Source organism: Paenibacillus sp. NPDC057934, assembly GCF_042887565.1.
GTDB lineage: Bacteria > Bacillota > Bacilli > Paenibacillales > Paenibacillaceae > Paenibacillus_AQ.
Map to the genome: position 1 here is coordinate 91046 of NZ_JBHVPB010000011.1, position 17703 is coordinate 108748.

11 protein-coding genes are annotated in these 17703 nt (G+C 50.6%); 2 read left to right on the top strand and 9 right to left on the bottom strand.

Annotated elements, in window-relative coordinates; translation table 11 throughout:
* Window positions 1-77: 77 nt before the first annotated feature.
* The 3 genes from gltB to ACFVRY_RS23860 form a co-directional block, all read right to left on the bottom strand.
* Entirely contained in the window at window positions 78-4673 is a 4596-nt protein-coding gene (gene gltB / locus ACFVRY_RS23850; protein WP_387502789.1) for a glutamate synthase large subunit, read from the bottom strand.
* A 374-nt stretch (window positions 4674-5047) separates the two neighbouring features.
* A complete protein-coding gene (locus ACFVRY_RS23855; RefSeq protein ID WP_387502790.1) occupies window positions 5048-7402 on the bottom strand; it encodes a YhgE/Pip family protein in 2355 nt (784 codons plus the stop codon).
* 266 nt (window positions 7403-7668) lie between these two features.
* Complete coding sequence (locus ACFVRY_RS23860) at window positions 7669-8244, bottom strand: TetR/AcrR family transcriptional regulator (RefSeq protein WP_066377393.1); 576 nt, start codon at window positions 8242-8244, stop codon at window positions 7669-7671.
* Between the two features lie 272 nt (window positions 8245-8516).
* Here ACFVRY_RS23860 and ACFVRY_RS23865 point away from each other — a divergent pair, with 272 nt between their 5' ends.
* Window positions 8517-9704 (top strand): MGDG synthase family glycosyltransferase, encoded by a 1188-nt coding sequence (locus ACFVRY_RS23865; RefSeq protein WP_387502791.1) that lies wholly within the window; start codon window positions 8517-8519, stop codon window positions 9702-9704.
* Window positions 9705-9878: 174 nt separating this feature from the next.
* Here ACFVRY_RS23865 and ACFVRY_RS23870 read toward each other — a convergent pair whose 3' ends face one another.
* The 3 genes from ACFVRY_RS23870 to thpR all read right to left on the bottom strand — a co-directional run bounded on the left by ACFVRY_RS23870 (window position 9879) and on the right by thpR (window position 12339).
* A complete protein-coding gene (locus ACFVRY_RS23870) occupies window positions 9879-10562 on the bottom strand; it encodes a metal-dependent hydrolase (protein WP_387502792.1) in 684 nt (227 codons plus the stop codon).
* A gap of 74 nt (window positions 10563-10636) precedes the next feature.
* Window positions 10637-11509, bottom strand: a complete 873-nt coding sequence (locus ACFVRY_RS23875) for a cell wall hydrolase (RefSeq protein WP_387502793.1) — start codon at window positions 11507-11509, stop codon at window positions 10637-10639.
* A 128-nt stretch (window positions 11510-11637) separates the two neighbouring features.
* Window positions 11638-12339, bottom strand: a complete 702-nt coding sequence (gene thpR / locus ACFVRY_RS23880) for an RNA 2',3'-cyclic phosphodiesterase (protein ID WP_387502794.1) — start codon at window positions 12337-12339, stop codon at window positions 11638-11640.
* On the opposite strand from thpR, the gene ACFVRY_RS23885 reads away from it, so the two are divergent.
* On the top strand, window positions 12326-13282 hold the full coding sequence (locus ACFVRY_RS23885) for a D-2-hydroxyacid dehydrogenase (RefSeq protein ID WP_387502795.1): 957 nt from the start codon (window positions 12326-12328) through the stop codon (window positions 13280-13282). The two genes, thpR and ACFVRY_RS23885, sit on opposite strands and share 14 nt — an antisense overlap.
* 76 nt (window positions 13283-13358) lie before the next feature.
* Here ACFVRY_RS23885 and ACFVRY_RS23890 read toward each other — a convergent pair whose 3' ends face one another.
* From ACFVRY_RS23890 to ACFVRY_RS23900, 3 genes are all read right to left on the bottom strand, one after another.
* Window positions 13359-15146 (bottom strand): methyl-accepting chemotaxis protein, encoded by a 1788-nt coding sequence (locus ACFVRY_RS23890; RefSeq protein WP_387502796.1) that lies wholly within the window; start codon window positions 15144-15146, stop codon window positions 13359-13361.
* Between the two features lie 124 nt (window positions 15147-15270).
* The gene (locus tag ACFVRY_RS23895) at window positions 15271-16221 is read right to left on the bottom strand and encodes an MsnO8 family LLM class oxidoreductase (RefSeq protein ID WP_387502797.1); all 951 of its coding nucleotides are present in this window, start codon (window positions 16219-16221) and stop codon (window positions 15271-15273) included.
* 37 nt (window positions 16222-16258) lie between these two features.
* Complete coding sequence (locus ACFVRY_RS23900; RefSeq protein ID WP_387502798.1) at window positions 16259-17668, bottom strand: deoxyguanosinetriphosphate triphosphohydrolase family protein; 1410 nt, start codon at window positions 17666-17668, stop codon at window positions 16259-16261.
* Between the last annotated feature and the right edge of the window lie 35 nt (window positions 17669-17703).

Below are 17703 nucleotides of genomic sequence, written 5' to 3' on the forward strand. Positions count from 1 at the left end.
CTGGCCCCTCCCGCACTGCGGAGCAGGACCAAATCCCTCTATTATTTATTTCATCATTTCAGTGACCTGCGTTCTCCTTAACCGCCTACACGGGCAAGCTCACGCATATTGGCTTCAAAAGCGGCCATCAAGGCAGCTTCCCCGGACAAGCCGGTCTGCTCCACCTTGCGAATCTGTTGCATCATCCGTTTGTAATCCTTTGGAATAACACGAACAAATTTCGGCAGATTGTCATTCCATTGCTCAAGAACCCGCGCTCCAATCGCACTACCAGTCAGTTCGTTGTGACGGGAGATCAGATTGAACAGCTCCTCAGCTTCCTCGGACTCTTCCACCCGTTCCAGCAGAACCATTTCCAGGTTGCAGCGCTGGATGAAGCTATTGTCCGGATCGTAGACATAGGCGATACCGCCCGACATTCCAGCCGCGAAGTTGCGTCCAGTCTCACCCAGGACAACAACACGCCCTCCGGTCATATATTCACAACCATGGTCACCTACGCCTTCAACCACTACATTCGCTCCAGAGTTACGAACAGCGAAGCGTTCACCGGCGATTCCGTTGATATAGGCTTCCCCGCTAGTGGCTCCGTACAATGCCGTATTCCCGATGATAATATTATCCTCGGCCGCAAAGGTAGCCTGCGGTGATGGCTTGATGATCAGCTTACCACCGGACAATCCTTTACCTACATAGTCATTGGAGTCCCCTTCAACAGTGATCGTGATCCCCTTCGGCACGAACGCTCCCAAGCTTTGACCAGCCGAACCGGAGAAGTGTAGAGAAATCGTATCTTCCGGCAAACCCGCTGCTCCGTATTTACGGGTCAGCTCACTACCCAGGATCGTACCAACTGCACGGTTCACGTTTGTAATTGGCAGGGAGGCTTTAACTACAGTACCATTCTCAAGGGCCGGAGCCGCCAGTTCAAGCAGCTTAGAGACATCGAGTGTCTCATCCAGGCCATGGTTCTGATACTGACTGCGGAAGCGCGTGCTGCCTTCTGGAAGCTCTGGCGTATGCAGCAGACTGCTGAGGTCAACGCCCTTCTTCTTCCAATGGTACGAAGCCTTCACAGCATCGAGACAATCCGTGCGTCCGACCATCTCTTCAATGGTACGGAACCCGAGCTCAGCCATGATTTCACGCAGATCCTGTGCCACGAAATTCATGAAGTTAACGACATGATGCGGGTCACCTGTGAAATTTTTGCGCAGATCAGGGTTCTGGGTGGCTACTCCCACCGGACAAGTATCCATTTGGCATACACGCATCATGATGCAGCCAACAGCGACCAGAGGCGCTGTCGAGAAGCCATACTCTTCTGCACCAAGCAATACCGCTACAGCAAGGTCACGTCCGCTAAGCATTTTCCCGTCCGTCTCCAGCACTACACGGTCACGGAGATTGTTGAGAATCAGCGTCTGATGCGTTTCCGCAAGACCAAGCTCCCATGGGAGACCGGCATGACGGATCGAATTCATCGGCGAAGCACCTGTACCGCCATCATAACCGCTGACCAGAATGATATCGGCCCGGCCTTTGGCTACTCCGGCTGCAATCGTTCCTACGCCCACTTCAGAGACCAGCTTCACGTTGATATTGGCACGCGGATTGGCATTCTTCAGATCGTAAATCAGCTCCGCCAAATCCTCAATAGAGTAGATGTCATGGTGCGGCGGCGGCGAGATCAAGCCTACGCCTGCAGTGGAGCCACGAACCTCGGCAACCCAAGGATACACCTTGCGCCCCGGAAGCTGTCCGCCTTCACCCGGCTTCGCGCCTTGCGCCATTTTGATCTGGATCTCGTCAGCATTCACCAGATAGTTAGAGGTAACCCCGAAACGTCCTGAAGCCACCTGCTTGATCGCACTGCGACGGGAATCTCCGTTGCTGTCAGGAATGTAACGTGCCGGGTCTTCACCGCCCTCACCGGTGTTGCTCTTGCCGCCAATGCGGTTCATCGCGATAGCCAAAGTCTCATGCGCTTCCTTACTGATCGAACCGAAGGACATCGCACCCGTCTTGAAGCGTTTCATGATCGCTTCTACAGATTCGACCTCTTCCAGCGGAACGGGTTCATAAGGGGAGTTGAACTCCAGCAGAGACCGGAGAGTCAAGTGCTTCTGGCTCTCACCTTGAACAAGCGCAGCATATTTCTTGTACATCTGATAGTCACCACTGCGCACAGAGTGCTGGAGAAGGTGAATGGTCTGCGGGTTGAACAAATGCTCTTCCCCGTCGCTGCGCCATTGGTAGTCGCCGCCGGAATCAAGCACCTTATCATTGCCGTCCTTCTCAGTGAAGGCCCGGTTATGATGAGCCAGTGCTTCCGCAGCCACTTCCTCAAGACCAATACCACCGATACGGGAAGGCGTCCAGGTGAAGTAACGATCCACGAAATCGGAATTCAGACCGACCGCTTCAAAGATTTGCGCGCCACGATAAGATTGGATGGTCGAAATCCCCATCTTGGACAGTATTTTAACTACGCTCTTCGTCGCAGCTTTGATATAGTTCTTCACGGCTTTGGCATGCGAGATGCCGCGCAGCAAGCCTTGGCTAATCATATCGTCCAGACTCTCGAACGCCAGATAAGGGTTCACCGCACTGACGCCATAGCCAAGCAGCAGTGCATAATGGTGCACTTCGCGCGGTTCACCGGATTCCAGCAGGATGCTAACCTTCGTCCGGGTGCCTTGGCGGATCAGATGGTGATGTAGGCTGGACACGGCCAACAGTGCCGGAATCGCTGCATTCTCACAGTCCACACCGCGGTCGGATAGAATCAGAATGTTGTGGCCTTTGGCAATGACACGGTCAGCCGCCTCAGACAAACGGTCTAGAGCGATGCGCATCCCCTCAGCACCCAGCTCAGCCGGGAACAACGTAGGAATGGTCATCGACTTGAAGCCTGCACGACGAACATGGCGAACCTTGGCGAAGTCTTCATTGGACAGAATCGGTGTCTCCAAGGAGATTTGCCGGCAGCTTTCCGGTTCCGGCTTCAGTAAGTTACGCTCAGGACCGATGGTAGTTGTCGTGGAAGTGACCAACTCTTCACGAATTGCATCAATCGGCGGATTCGTGACTTGGGCAAACATCTGCTTGAAGTAATTGTACAGACGCTGTGGACGATCGGACAGCACCGCAAGCGGAGCATCGTAGCCCATAGAGGTAACAGCTTCTGCACCGGTGGATGCCATTGGCTCAAGCACCTTGCGCAGATCCTCGAACGTATAGCCGAACGACTGCTGCAACTGGAGTACATTGTCATGCTTTGGATTCGGCAGCTCAGGCGCATCCGGAAGCTCATCGAGACTAATGAGATGCTCATCCAGCCATTCACGATAAGGGCGTTCAGAGACGATTGCTGCTTTCACTTCCTCATCGGAAATGATGCGGCCTTCCTTCGTATCGACGAGCAGCATACGGCCTGGCTTCAGCCGGTCCTTGTACAGCACGTTTTCAGCTGGGATATCCAGCACGCCCGCTTCAGAAGACAGGATAATCTTATCGTCTTTTGTAACGTAGTAACGCGCAGGGCGCAATCCGTTACGGTCAAGCATGGCACCGATCTGCACACCGTCAGTGAAGCCCATTGCAGCCGGTCCGTCCCAAGGCTCCATCAGGGTGCTATGGTATTGGTAGAATGCTTTCTTCTGCTCATCCATGGTGTCATGGTTGCTCCAAGGCTCAGGCACCATCATCATGGCTACCTGCGGCAGAGAGCGTCCGCTCAGGTACAGGAACTCGAAGGTGTTATCGAACATCCCTGTATCGGAACCATCCGGATTGATGACCGGCTTGATCTTGTCGAGGGATTCACCGAACACATCACTCTTGAACAGAGATTGGCGGGCATGCATCCAGTTCACATTTCCGCGCAAGGTGTTAATCTCACCGTTATGAATCATGAAGCGATACGGGTGAGCGCGTTCCCAGCTTGGGAACGTATTGGTGCTGAAACGGGAGTGTAGCAGCGCGATGGCCGATTCCAGATTCTCATCCTGCAGATCAAGATAGAATTGCCCCACCTGTTCAGTGGTCAACATTCCTTTATAAACGATTTTGCGGCAAGATAAGCTTGGCAGATAGAAGGATTCCCCCTCTTCTGCACCGTTGTAACGGATAGCCAGCTCAGCCCGTCTACGGATGACATACAGCTTCCGCTCGAAGGCCAGCTCATCGGATACCGCTGCGGAGCGGCCGATAAAGACCTGGCGCACATAAGGCTTGGCTGCTTTAGCCGTCTTGCCCAGCATCTCGTCAAAAGTAGGTACGTCGCGGTAGCCGAGCACCTCTTGGCCTTCTTCAGCAATAATTTCGCTTAAGAGAGCCTCATGGCGGCCTCTGATCTCCTCATTCTGAGACAAAAAGATCATACCCACGCCATAATGGCCTTGCTCAGGCAGTTCAAAGCCAAGCTTCTTGGCTTCTAAGGCAAAGAAACGATGCGGGATTTGCAGCATGATGCCGGCTCCGTCACCGGAGTTCGGCTCGCTTCCCTGGCCTCCCCGGTGCTCCATATTGATGAGCATGGTCAAGGCATTGCTTACGATTTCATGGGACGGTACGCCTTTAATATGGGCAACAAATCCCATGCCGCAAGCATCTTTTTCGAACTGGGGATCATACAGGCCCTGTTTGCGGGGCAGTTCAGTGTGTCTCATCTTACGCAACCTTTCTATAATAAATTGGGGCGGTATCTCGAGAAAATTTGACATATTAAAATCTAAATAATTATTCCACGGTGATTTGGTTTTACTAGTGTATCACCGGGGTTTATGCTGGGCAAATTATAGTTTTTTATGATGTTGATAACTATAGTTTTTGCTGTACAGCTTTACTTAACCAAAGATTTATTTGCATTTCCATGTAGAGTAATACATATTCTTTGCATTATTTTTTTTGCACCGAAAAATGTTTCATTAATTTTCCTAACCTAGCATCTTTTTTAACGATAAATGTCACTTCAGAATGCGCAAGAAGCGCTCCACATGGGAGCGCTTCTTGTTGTATAGACCAAACCAGAACAGCTTGCAGATTATACAGTTAATACTTTTTCATTCTTCAAAGTCATTTCATTATCCTGGCTGCGCGTCATGAAGTACGCGAGGGTAAGCATCATGAAGACCAATCCATAGATCGCAAGTCTTCCCATATCTCCCCACATTGCGCTGTAATCTCCGGTAGAGATCACTGCCTTTAATCCAGCGACACTGTAAGTCATTGGCAATATCGGGTTAAAGAACTGCATCCAGTCTGGAATCAGTTCCAGCGGGAAGGTACCGGCGCTTGTTGTCAATTGGAAGATCAGAATGACAATGACAATGAAGCGGCCCGGGTTAGCCAGCCAGGTTACAAGCGCCTGGATGATCATCATGTAGGCCAGACTTGTGATGAAAGTGAATAGATAGAACAGAGGTACACTCTGTACTTCCAGACCCAGACCATACAGGACAATCATAGCCGCCATCATCGACTGAAGCAGACTCATCATTGAGAATGTCAGTGTGCGGCTGATAAAGCGGTTGAACCGGGTTGCTTCTGCAACCTCTGATTCACGCGTAGGAATAACCAGTGTGCAGATTAGTGCCCCTACGAAAAGACCCAGCGACAGGAAGTATGGTGCAAAACCTGTACCATAGTTAGGTACTTTATTGATTGCATGGTCTTCGATAACAACAGGCTGGGCAAACATTTGAACCATAGCATCTGTTTTGGTCACAGCACTTGTCTTCTCGGCAGCCTCATCGAGTTTGGTAGCCAGTTCATTGGAACCGGATTTCAAATCAGCCATCCCGTTCTTAAGTTCCCCGGCACCGTCCGCCAACTTCTTCGAGCCATCTGCTACAGCGCTAATGCCGCTGCCCAGCTCGCCAACTCCGTTCAGAAGCTTCGAAGTCCCTGCGCCCAGCGCTTTGCCGCCATCGGCCAGCTTGCTGCCGCCGGCTGCTGCTTCACTCAGCTTCTCGCCGAACTGCTTCATACCAGCGGTCAGCTTATCGCCGCCTGTTGCCAGCGCAGAAGCGCCTTGCGCCAGCTTCTGCTGTCCTTGCAGCAGCTGTGTGCTGCCTGCGTTCAGCTGCTTAGCACCGTCATGCAGTTGGCCTACGCCACCTGCAAGCTGCTGCGAGCCCGCGTTTAGCTGCGCCGCACCTTGGGCGAGCTGTTCTTGGCCGCTGTGCAGGGCACTTGCGCCCTGTGCAAGCTGCTGCTGGCTTTGCTGCAGCTGTGCGTTGCCGTCAGCAACCGCTTTGCTCGCGGCGAGCAGCTTTTGCACTGCCGGATTCTCCGCAAGCTGCGGATTCGACTGGGCCAGCTGTTGCAGGCCGTCAGATACTGCTTTTGCGCCTTCGGTGACTTTGGCGCTACCTTCTGCGGAAGCCTTTAGACCAGCTTCCAACTGCGCGCTGCCTTCAGTAGAGGCGTTCAAGCCCGCTTGCAGCTTGCTGCTGCCGTCAACCAGGGATTGTGCGCCTGCTTGCAGCTTGCTTGTGCCGTCTACAGCGGCCTTTGTTCCTTCTTGTAACTTCGTTGTACCGGTAACGGCCTGCTGGAGACCACCGCTAAGCTGTTTGCTGCCGGACGAGCTTTGGTTCAAGCCGTCTTGAAGCTGCTTCTGTGCAGCAGACAACTGCTGCAATCCACCAGCCAATGTGCTGGTACCCGATTCCAGGGCAGCTGCACCAGTATTCAGATCAGTAACACCTTTAGTCAGAGGCTCTACGCCGTCTTTCAATTTGCCTGTGCCATCGGTCAGCACCAGCAAATTCTCTTTCAATTTCAGCGCGCCGTCGTCCAGCTTACCTGCGCCGTCGGCAATCTTGCCCGCGCCTTCTCCTGCATCGCCAAGACCGCTGGAGATTTCAGTAATTTTATCAAAGACGGATTCAGTATAAGCTTCGGTGATCTTAGCAGATACTTTCGCCTTGATTTCCTTCACGGCTGTTCCCCCGATTTGTCCAGCCAGGAAGTTGTAGCCTTCATTCGGCTCAAAAATAATTTTGGCCGGCTGCGGATCTTTATCCAACAGCGTTGTTGCCTTTTCGGAGAAGTCCTCAGGTACGATAATGGACATGTAATACTTGTTGTTCTTAAGACCGGCGTCTGCTTCTTCACGACTTACAAAATTCCACTGGAAGCCGTCCGTCTTCTTAAGCACATCTATCATGTCACTGCCGGCTTTCAATTCTTTTCCTTCGTAATTGGCGCCCTTATCTTGATTCACTACGGCGACCGGCAGTTCGTTCATTTTGCCGTACGGGTCCCAGAATGCCTTCAGGAACAATCCGCTATACATCACCGGAATGAAGAGGACGACTATGATGGGGATCAGCACCTTAGGATTTCTAAGAGCCGCACCAAGGTCCTTAATAAACACGGATAATGATTTCATTCTGGTTCTCTCCTTTTGATCATATGCTCTTTTTAAATGTGTTTTTAAATTATGTTTCTTAAATGCTGTACCTATGAAATATTGCTGTAACACCAAGTGACTGTTTTCCCCATTCGGTCAATCAAGGCCATAAAAAAAGCACCATCTCGGTGTGCTTGCGACGAAGCAGAAAACCTTTTTCAAAAATTATGGCCAAACAAGTATGAAGAAATAGATGATAGGGAAAGCAGATATGAGGAACGCAATCCCTATGCCGATTCTAAACATTACTGTGCCAGCCCTTCAGCGAGAAACAAACGAAAGTAGTCCTTGATTTGCTCTTTGTCTAAAGGAGTGTGCGTTTTGTTCAGTTCGGCAGTCAGCACAATGTACAGCCTGAACATTACCACCGATACAATTTTAGGGTCGCAGGGCTTGATCTCACCCCGTCGGATCGCGAGTTCCACCTCCCGTTCGATATATTCCAATACTACGCTCTCGATCTTATCGAGTCCTTCTTGAGCCTGCGGCGTTCCGAATTCGCGATTTTCCTGGGAAAGCTTGATGAATAGCTCGTGTTCGCTTCGAAATTCCAACAAGGAATCCAGCACGCGATGCAGGTTATCAAAGAAGGGCTTGTCGCGCCTGATCTCCCGCTCGGCAATCATTTTCATCTCAGTCATCATGTCGCGCAAGATCTCATCAAACAGCTGTTCCTTGTTCGTAAAAAAAGTGTAGATGGTTCCTTTGCCGACATTCGCTATCTTAGCCACCTGATCCATCGTGGTCGCTTTATAGCCGAATAATGAAAATGATTTGGTCGCGGCTTGAAGCACCTGCTGCCTTCGATCTACCACAGCCACCCTTACACATCCCTTCGCCAGAAATAATGGTTACTATTGAACTTCTGACCACTTTACTAATCCGGTCAATCGGTCATTTATTACTTTAGCACTTTGCCCATATGTTTGCAATACCTTAGGGCCAATCTTTTTATTTTTTTAATTTATTGCAGTGTTTTAACTTTCTATTTACGTCTTATTTGTATAATGTGAAAAGAGTAAGGATTTGCCACGTATATAGGATAGATAGATTGCCGCAATTCTACTCATGAAGGAAAGTAGCAGGTGAACTTATGCGAAAGAAAAGAGTACTGCTGTTTTCGGAAGGCTTCGGAACGGGCCATACAGGGGCAGCCTATGCTCTGGCCGAAGGAATAAAGCTGCTGAATCCGGATGTGCAATGCCGGGTAATCGAGCTGGGCAGGTTTCTCAACCCAACGGTCGCTCCCTGGATTCTTTCCGCTTACCGAAGAACCGTCAGCAGCCAGCCCAAATTGGTCGGCATGATGTATAAGACCCAATACAACAAATCACTGAACCGGTTGACCAAGCTAGCTCTTCACCGGATTTTTTATACTCACGCTGCACAGGTCATTGAGCAGCTCAAGCCCGACCTGATTATCTGCACCCACCCCATTCCGGCTGCCGTCATCTCCCGTCTGAAACGACAGGGACTTAATGTACCACTGTATACGTTGATAACGGATTATGACGCGCATGGAAGCTGGGTGAACGACGAGGTAGACCGCTATCTGGTGTCCACTGCCCGCGTTCAGGCCATTCTTACCGGCCGCGGCATTCCTGCCGAGTACGTGACCGTGACCGGTATTCCGGTGCACCCCAAGTTCTGGGAGAGATCGAACAAGACCCAGCTTCGCAAAGAACTCGGCCTCTCCGACATCCCCACCGTGCTTATTATGGGCGGCGGCTGGGGTCTAATGTTCGGCAAAGATGTTATGACCTCGCTCACCTCACGGATGAACGAGATTCAGCTTATCTTTTGTATGGGCAGCAATGACAAGCTCGTGGCCAAAATGCAGGGTAATCCACTGCTAAGCCATCCCAATATCAAGATTATCGGCTACAGCAACGAGATCAACAAGCTGATGGACGCGTCCGATCTGCTGATCACTAAGCCCGGTGGCATGACCTGCACAGAAGGCCAGGCCAAAGGCATCCCTATGCTGTTCTACAAGGCGATTCCTGGTCAGGAGGAGAAGAACTGCCAATATTTCGTGGAATTGGGACTAGCGGAGGTACTGGACGCCGCAGTCGTGGACAAATGGTTCACAAGACTGCTTAGAGAGAGAGGCTCGCTGGAGGAACAGCGGAAGCGCCGTCTGGCTCCTGACCGACATCAACCGCGTAACTGCGCGGCCACAGTCCTTGAGATGCTAGGCAAGCCAGTAAGCGGCCTGTCTGAAAGCCGGGGATCACGATCAAAGTCTCGAAGCGAGGAGGCCGTTCTGCTGACGCCTTGAGCGGCAGCTGATGCCTTGAGCGGCAGCTGATGCCTTGAGCGGCAGCTGATGCCTTGAGCGGCAGCTGATGCCTGCTTGACTTGGCTGTCTCGCATATTACAGAAACAATAAGAGGGTGTCCGGCAAGCCATTGGCTGCCGGCACCCTCTTATTGTTGTTGTGCAGAAGCTGAAATTAGATTTCGACACTCTCTCCCGGTTGAAGTGGAAAGCCTGTGATTCCTTCCTGGCGCAGCCGATTACAGAAATCGTCACCGTCCTGCGCAATAGCAGGGAACGTATTGTAATGAAGTGGAATAACCTTATCCGCCCGCAGCCACTGAGCAGCCAGCAGCGCATCGTCCGGACCCATGGTCAGCACGTCCCCAATCGGCAATGCAGCCAGATCAATATCGTTCCGCTCCCCAATCAGGCGCAAATCGCTAAAAAGCGCGGTATCCCCAGAATGAAACAGTGTCTTGCCGTCAGTGGTCAGCAGGATTCCCGCCGCTTCACCTCCATATAACCATGAATCACCCTCTGCAATTGAGGAAGAATGAATGGCCGGTGTGTACTTAACGGTAAATTCACCGTACGTATGGCTGCCGCCAATGTTCATATGCTTAACCTCGGCACCCTTGGAACGGCAATATTCGGCCAGCTCATATACAGCAAAGATGGGGCATTGATTGCGTGCAGCAATAGTGAGCGCATCGCCAAAATGGTCGGAATGGGCATGGGTAAGCAAAACCGCATCTACCGTAATTTCATCGGGAGAGATACCGGAGTTCGGATTCCCTGACAGAAAGGGATCAAAGATAACTTTGCAGCTTTCGGACTCTACAAGCAAGGCTGAATGTCCATAATAGGTGATTTTCATGACAACTGTTCTACCTCCAGGTTCATAATAGATTACTTACCCTATAATGAGCTGAGGTTCCACAAAAAATCAAATTATTTATAAAAAGTATGATTGCCGATGGTTTTGACATACTTCTGGGTATGATGTACCGTCAAATCCTGCGCAAGTTTTAGCGACAAAAAGAAGTAGGTGTCGTCTGCAACCTCCTTGATTCCCGATAATGCGGCGTTAACAGCCTTGATACAATCTTCATTAGGCTTCACGCGATTAAGACGACCGTTCGCCACTGGACTGAACTGTCTCTTCTGATAGATTACTTTATGCATCGTGTCGGGGAAATTGGCTGACCGCAGCCGGTTCAGAACAACGTTGGCAACTGCCACTTTGCCCTTGTACGGTTCGCCTTCCGCCTCTGCCATGACGATTTTTTGCAGCAGAAGCAGGTCTTCTCCGGAAACTGTGTAGCGCCAGGTTGCTTTGTCTTTCTGTTCCTGGCTTATTAGCTCCGTCCGGGAGAAGTACAATATGATGGGGGGATGTTGCTGAGTTGCCGCGACCTTCTTCGCTTCGGTCTGACTCCCCTTTGATGCCGTTGCCGTTTTTTGCGGCTTTTGTTGCACCACTGGTGTGATTGGTATAGCTGCAGCCGTTGTTTCGACGGCGGCTACCTTGACCACTGCAGTTTTAACCGTGTCTGTGGCGGCAATGGTTTGTCGGTTCAACCACTCAGCCTTCTGCTGAAGACTCCAGTCTGGCTTGGGTTGAATCACAGCATTGTTGATCACTGGATGTATCGTGCTTGGTATCTGTATCCTCGTATGGTGAGAAGCCGTCGTCTTTGGAGCTAGCTCCAGCGCCGAGGTCACTGGGGGCGCACTTAGTTTGCCCTGAACTTTAGTTAACTTCCCTTCTGTCGTTGGTTCGGGGTGCAGCAGGTTTATCGCTGAGAAACTCACCAGTATCACGCCAACAAGCAGCGCAATATAGCGGTTTTGTTTAAAAATAACCATAATTCTCCTCCTATATCACGGCACATTCCTATTCTATGTAACCGAAAATGGAAGATTTGAAAACTGTCCTTTGTCGAATTTTTTTAGAGAAATGTCATGTTTTCAACATTTTCATACATAGGAATGGCGCACATTCTGGTAGCATACAACACAAGACCATCTACCGTCCAGTGTCGAATTGAGGACAAATGTTCTCGTTTTTGCCGTAAAACCTCCGAAAATTCGACAAATTCGGCCTTATAAGGGACGTCACCGCGATATTTCCGGGCTAGAGTCAAATGCGGAGTATAAGATCTGTCCTCTACCCCAAAACCTAAAGGTAGTGTAGCGGTGGTAACTGCATTCTGCAGGGCATTAAGTTTCTCTAGTTCTCTGCCCAAGCCGACCCATAATACACGAGGCGAAGCCGGAAGGCCAAAAGTATCAAAGTCCTCCAGAGAAAGCTCAAAGGGGGCCGTGGCGGCTGCAACTTTTTTAAGAGCAGCAATCAAGGCCGGGATGTCCTGCTTCGCTGTATCCCCCAGAAATTGCAACGTAATATGATAATCTTCGAGGTGAGTCCATTTGGAAAATGACACTTCCGTAGCAAGCGACCGGCTTAGATTCCCGAGAGATTCGCGAATCGCCTGGGGCACAGGAACTGCAACGAACAGGCGCTCTTTATCGTGACTTCCCTTTTCATTCATTATGGTCATTTCACCTTTCGCAGCAGATTTGTTATCCTTAAACATATCTATTCGTACAACCATAGCATAACGGGAGGGAACCAACATGACTAAATCCATTGTATGTCTTCAACCCCTTACACCGAGCCAGCAAGCAAAGATTAGAACGGCCGCCCCGGGTTATACACTTGAATTAGGAAGTTCCAAGGAACCAGATCTTCAGCAGCTCGCAAGCGCGGAAATCGTTGTTGGCTGGGCCAAGGGCATCGGGGACGTTCTACTGGACGGAGAAGCGCAGCTGCGCTGGGTACAGAGCTGGTCTGCCGGCATTGATAAAATGCCGCTACAACGCTTGCAGGAACGTGGTGTCCTTCTGACCACAGCTAGTGGTGTACATGCCGAACCTATCGCAGCCGTGATCTTCGGCTTCATCTTGAGCTTCACCCGAAATTTGCACAAAGCTGTGCTTAACCAGAGCAAGCGTGAGTGGCATTCCTATGGAAATGAGACCGAACTATCCGGCAGAACGGCTGTGATCTTCGGCACCGGAGCCATCGGAGGCGAAACGGCGCGAATCGCCAAAGCCTTCCGTATGAAGACCATCGGTGTCAACCGTACAGGCAAGCCGGCTGCAGAGTTTGATGAGGTTTTCCAGATCAGCCACTGGCAGGATGCGGTTAGCCAAGGAGATTTTGTGATCAACACATTGCCGCTTACAGACGATACGCATCATTTGTTCAACGCTGCCGTCTTCTCGGCGTTCAAGGAAGGGTCCTATTATATCAATATCGGCCGCGGAGGCACCACACATACCGGCGATTTGATCGAAGCCCTGCAGTCAGGGCATATAAGCGGTGCCGGGCTGGATGTATTCGAGATCGAACCACTGCCGCAGGATCATCCGCTGTGGGAAATGGAGCAGGTGATCATCACACCTCATTCTGCCGGCAATACGGATCGCTATGCCGACCGAATCGTCGATATTATTACCGAGAATCTGAGATCCTATATCGCTACAGGTTCCCCGTCTCTCAATAAAGTTGACTATAATCAACAATACTAGGTCTACAACCTCAATAAGCCTCCGCACTACTCTTTACAAATTTCGTAAAGGGTGCGGAGGCTTTTTATAATGCTAATTACACTTGAAATCTGGAGACAGACTCCTTCAATTCACTAGACAAGGATTTGAGATATTCAACACCGGCAGCGACCTCACTTGTAGCACTTACCTGTTGCTGGGCAGAAGCCGAAGTCTCCTCCACTGAAGCGGCTGATTCCTGTGACAGTGCCGAAATATGCTGGCTGAATTCATGCATCGTCTCACTGGATTGCTCCATCCGTTTCAGATCCTCTCCGATTTCTTCCATCGTTTCAGCCATCACCTGAACCGAATGATTAATATCCGACAACGCAGCTCCGGTCTCCACAATCTGCACATTGCCTTCCTCGGTTTTTACAACCCCGTCCTGCAAATATCTCACTACTTCCTTGGAGTCATGCTGTATCCCTTTCGTAATGCCGGTAATCTCCGTTACCGTCCGCTGTACATCCTCAGACAGCTTACGCACCTCTGTGGCGACCACTGCAAAGCCGCGTCCGCTGTCACCAGCTCTTGCTGCTTCAATGGCTGCATTAATAGCCAGCAGATGGGTCTGCTCGGCGATACCGCGAATCGAACCCACAAGTCTAAAAATCCCTTCATTCTTCTTATTAAGTTCTTCTAAGGTAGCCATAGACTGCAATACTGCTTCTGTGATCTGCTGCATATATGTAACAGAGCTTTCCATCAGAACTTTCCCACGTTCGCCTTTATGTAGTACTTCCTGTGAATATAGCCCCAGTTCATGACTTTTCCCAGTAAAATCTTCAATCAGCTTGTTCAGGTTCTCAATCGCTTTGGAAGCATCCACTGCGGCCTCAGCCTGACTACCGGAAGCCGTTGCGAGTTCTTCCATCGTAACGGCAATCTGCATGCCGCCCTCTTTAGTCTCGGTGATGGAGCGAACCAGTGTTTCACTCTGATCACCAATGATCTGGGATACACTACGGATTCTTTTAACAATATCAAACAACGCATGATTCATTTCGTTCACGGTATTCGCCAGCACGCCGATTTCATCCTCGTTGCCAATCAGAGTGTCCTCGGCCTGCAAATCTCCGGTAGCAATTCGTTTCAAATGCACCGTCACTTTCTTTAGAGGAACAATCATCGACCGGTTGATGACCAGATTGATGATCCCGATCACTACAAGCACAAGCAGCATGGTTATGACCGTCACGATAACGGAGCCCTGGAAAATGTTTGCCGAAATCTTATCTTTGGTGTTGCCTTCTTCCACGCTGTGTTTCACAAGGGCTTCCATGTCTTCCTGCATGTTATTAAAAGCAGAAATACCCTTCCGGGAGACTTCCAGCGCTAACTGGTCATCGTTCCCCTGACTTAGTTTCAGTACCTGGTCATTCATCATCATGTATTCCGTCCATTTGTTGAGCAGGGACTCGAAGCGCTTGGTCTGCTCCTCATCTTGAAGCTTGCTCTGATAGCTCTTCATGGCAGCAGATACATTACGGATATAAGCGTCGCGTTCCTCCTCCAGCTTGCTCATCTCTGTCTTGTCAGAGCTTTGGATATGCTGTAAGGTAAGCGACATAATATGCTCTGTATAATAATTGATGTTGTGAATCTCGTTTAATTCTGGGATCAGCCCTCTAATAATTTCACTGCTGTTTGTCTGCATCCGGTTCATCTGAAAGAGAGAGAGCACCCCGCTGATCACTACCAGTAGTGCCAAAGCCACATATGCCGAGGTGAATTTAAAGCTGATACTTCGTTTGCCGTTAGATATGACTTTCTTGAGTCTGTCTGCCGGCAAGCCGGAAGCTGAGTTTTTAATTTTAGCCTTGAAACCTGAAGCTTTGTCCATACCCTTGAGCCCCCTCATCTTTTTTTCAACATTTTACATTCCGTTTACAATACTTTCTTTTCATTTCAAAAATGGCGAAAAAAAACGCCCCTTCCTATATTTTCGGCAGGTGGCGTGCATTAATTTATATGATTTTACCCGGGGATAGTACACTTTCTGCAAGCAAGCGATAAGAAGCTCGCCGCTTCTCATAATCCTTCAATGGTGTGAAAATCAGCAGGTCTCCAGTCTTGCACCGATGAGCCATCTGCTGCAATTCCTCTCGTAGCTGCTGCGGTGTACCGCAGAGCAATGGCGGCCCCGGTTTGTCTTCACCAGAACCAGCTCCTCTGTCTCCCTGCTCCGCTCTGCTCTCTTCAGCTAACAGCGAAGCTTCCTCCGCGCTGCTGGCACATATCACAGCCACTGCGACCATGGTACGCGGCTCTGGCATGAGCAGCGAAGGCTCAAAATTCCGCCGGTATTGTTCCAGAACCGGCTCAGCTTCTTTGTCGCTCATGTAGCTACCAAATACATAACCCGTCCCAAACCGCGCAGCGTATTCCGCGCTCCGCACACCTGTGCCGAGCAGCCATGGCACAGGGGGCTTAGCTGGCAGCGGTCGGGCGCTGACGGGCTGCCCCTCATAGGCGTAACCATCCTGAAGCAATTCCATGACCGCCCTGATCGTCTCGGGCAGCTCAGCCACTGCTTTCAGGAAATTACCACTCAGTGCCATCGCTGCATGCGGCGGACCACCCGGTGCCCGCCCAAGGCCAAGCTCGATTCTGCCCGGGCACAAAGCTGACAGCAGATGGAATGATTCCACCACCTTTAGTGGGCTGTAATGGGGCAAAAGCAGCGCGCCGGAACCAAGCTGGATCCGGGAGGTCAATGCCCCAACATACCCCAGTAGCACCTCAGGCGATGGACAAGCCAAGCCCTGAATATCATGATGCTCCGCTACCCAATAGCGATGATAGCCCCAGGCTTCCGCTGACTGAGCCAACAGCAAGGCTTCTTGTAGCGCTGTTTCCGCGCTGATCCCTGACAAGCGCGGGGCCAAATCCAACACGCCCAGCCGCAGTGGTTTCATAACTGCCTCTCCTTTTCAAATGTGCGGTACCGTCACCCTAATCGAGATCGTAAATGGAGCCGACTTTAAGACCGTACAGTTCATTGTAAATTTTCTCAGCAAAAGCATCTGTCATGCCGGCGATATAATCAATAACCATATGCTCCCAGGTCCAGATTGGCTTCGCCTGCCGCTGGTCCTTCTCAAAGCGTTGTAACCAGTCGGAAGGAATAATAGCTTTGGAGGTATCTGGGTCCAGGAAGGCCCCCCACAATCGACGAAGAATCCATTCACTTCTTTTCTGAAGCCGCTGTACTCGCAAATCGCGAATCATAGTGACCCATGCGAAGCTTTTTAGGACACTGACTGTACGCAGCATATCCGTATCTTCTTGTCCCTCTTTAATGAAGGTAACCTTCTTCCAGTCCCCATCGTTGATCACGCCAAGACTAGCCACAAAGGTGCTGACCCAGTAGGCCTTCACTTCCCGGCGGGTTCTGGAATAATCATTCTCACAGGTCGGCAGCTTCTCCTTCCAGACACGGAGGAATGCACTGAGGACTTCTTCCACTTTGGCCCGAATTTTATCGGTCTCCCAACCCTGCCAGAAGAAATCCTCCAACGTAGTGATCTTCTCGACAATCAGCCGCTGGATATAGTCATCATGCATGAAGTGTTCATGTACTTCGATCTTACCAGCCTTGATGCCATCCTCCAGATCATGTGCAGAATAAGCTATATCATCGCAGAGGTCCATAAGCTGGGCCTCCAGTGTTTTCTTGCCAGCAGGAATTCCCCAATCGCTGCGGATCTCAGAGATGTATTCCCATTCATGCAAATACAAGCCTTTCTTCAATACTGTACCTGGAAACGGATATTTATTAATGCCCAGCAGTACGGCATCGGACAGATTTAGACCATCGATGTTTTCCCGCTTCTCCAGGAACATAATCAGACGGAAATTATGGGCATTCCCTTCAAAATGCTCGTAGCGCTGCTTCATCTCATCCTGAATAAATAGCTTCTCCGCAGAATCGGCGCCTGCCAGACGGGCTGCTTCATTTGTTTTATTCTCAATCAACTGCTGCAGAATGCTGTCCAGTACCTCTTCTCCTTTATGTCCAAAGGGAGGATGGCCAAAATCATGAGCAATCGCCGCGCACTCCACCACCTCCGGATCAATCACCAGTCCAGGATTGTCGGCCTGTCCAGTCTCCACTTCCGGATAGGATCGCAGCAGGCTCTTAGCAGCCTCGCGAGCAATCTGGGCGACCTCCAATGAATGGGTCAAGCGTGTGCGGTAGTAATCACCAGTGCCTGCGCCGAAGACCTGGGATTTGCCCTGGAGCCTGCGGAACGTCGGCGAATGAATCAGGCGGGAATAATCTCGTTCATAAGCGGCACGCGACGTCTCCAGGCGTGTAATCTCCGGATATTGCCGGTGTTCTCTTTTGTCAATCAGTGTCATGTTCCCCACCCTATCCTGAAATCGTTATTTAGTAA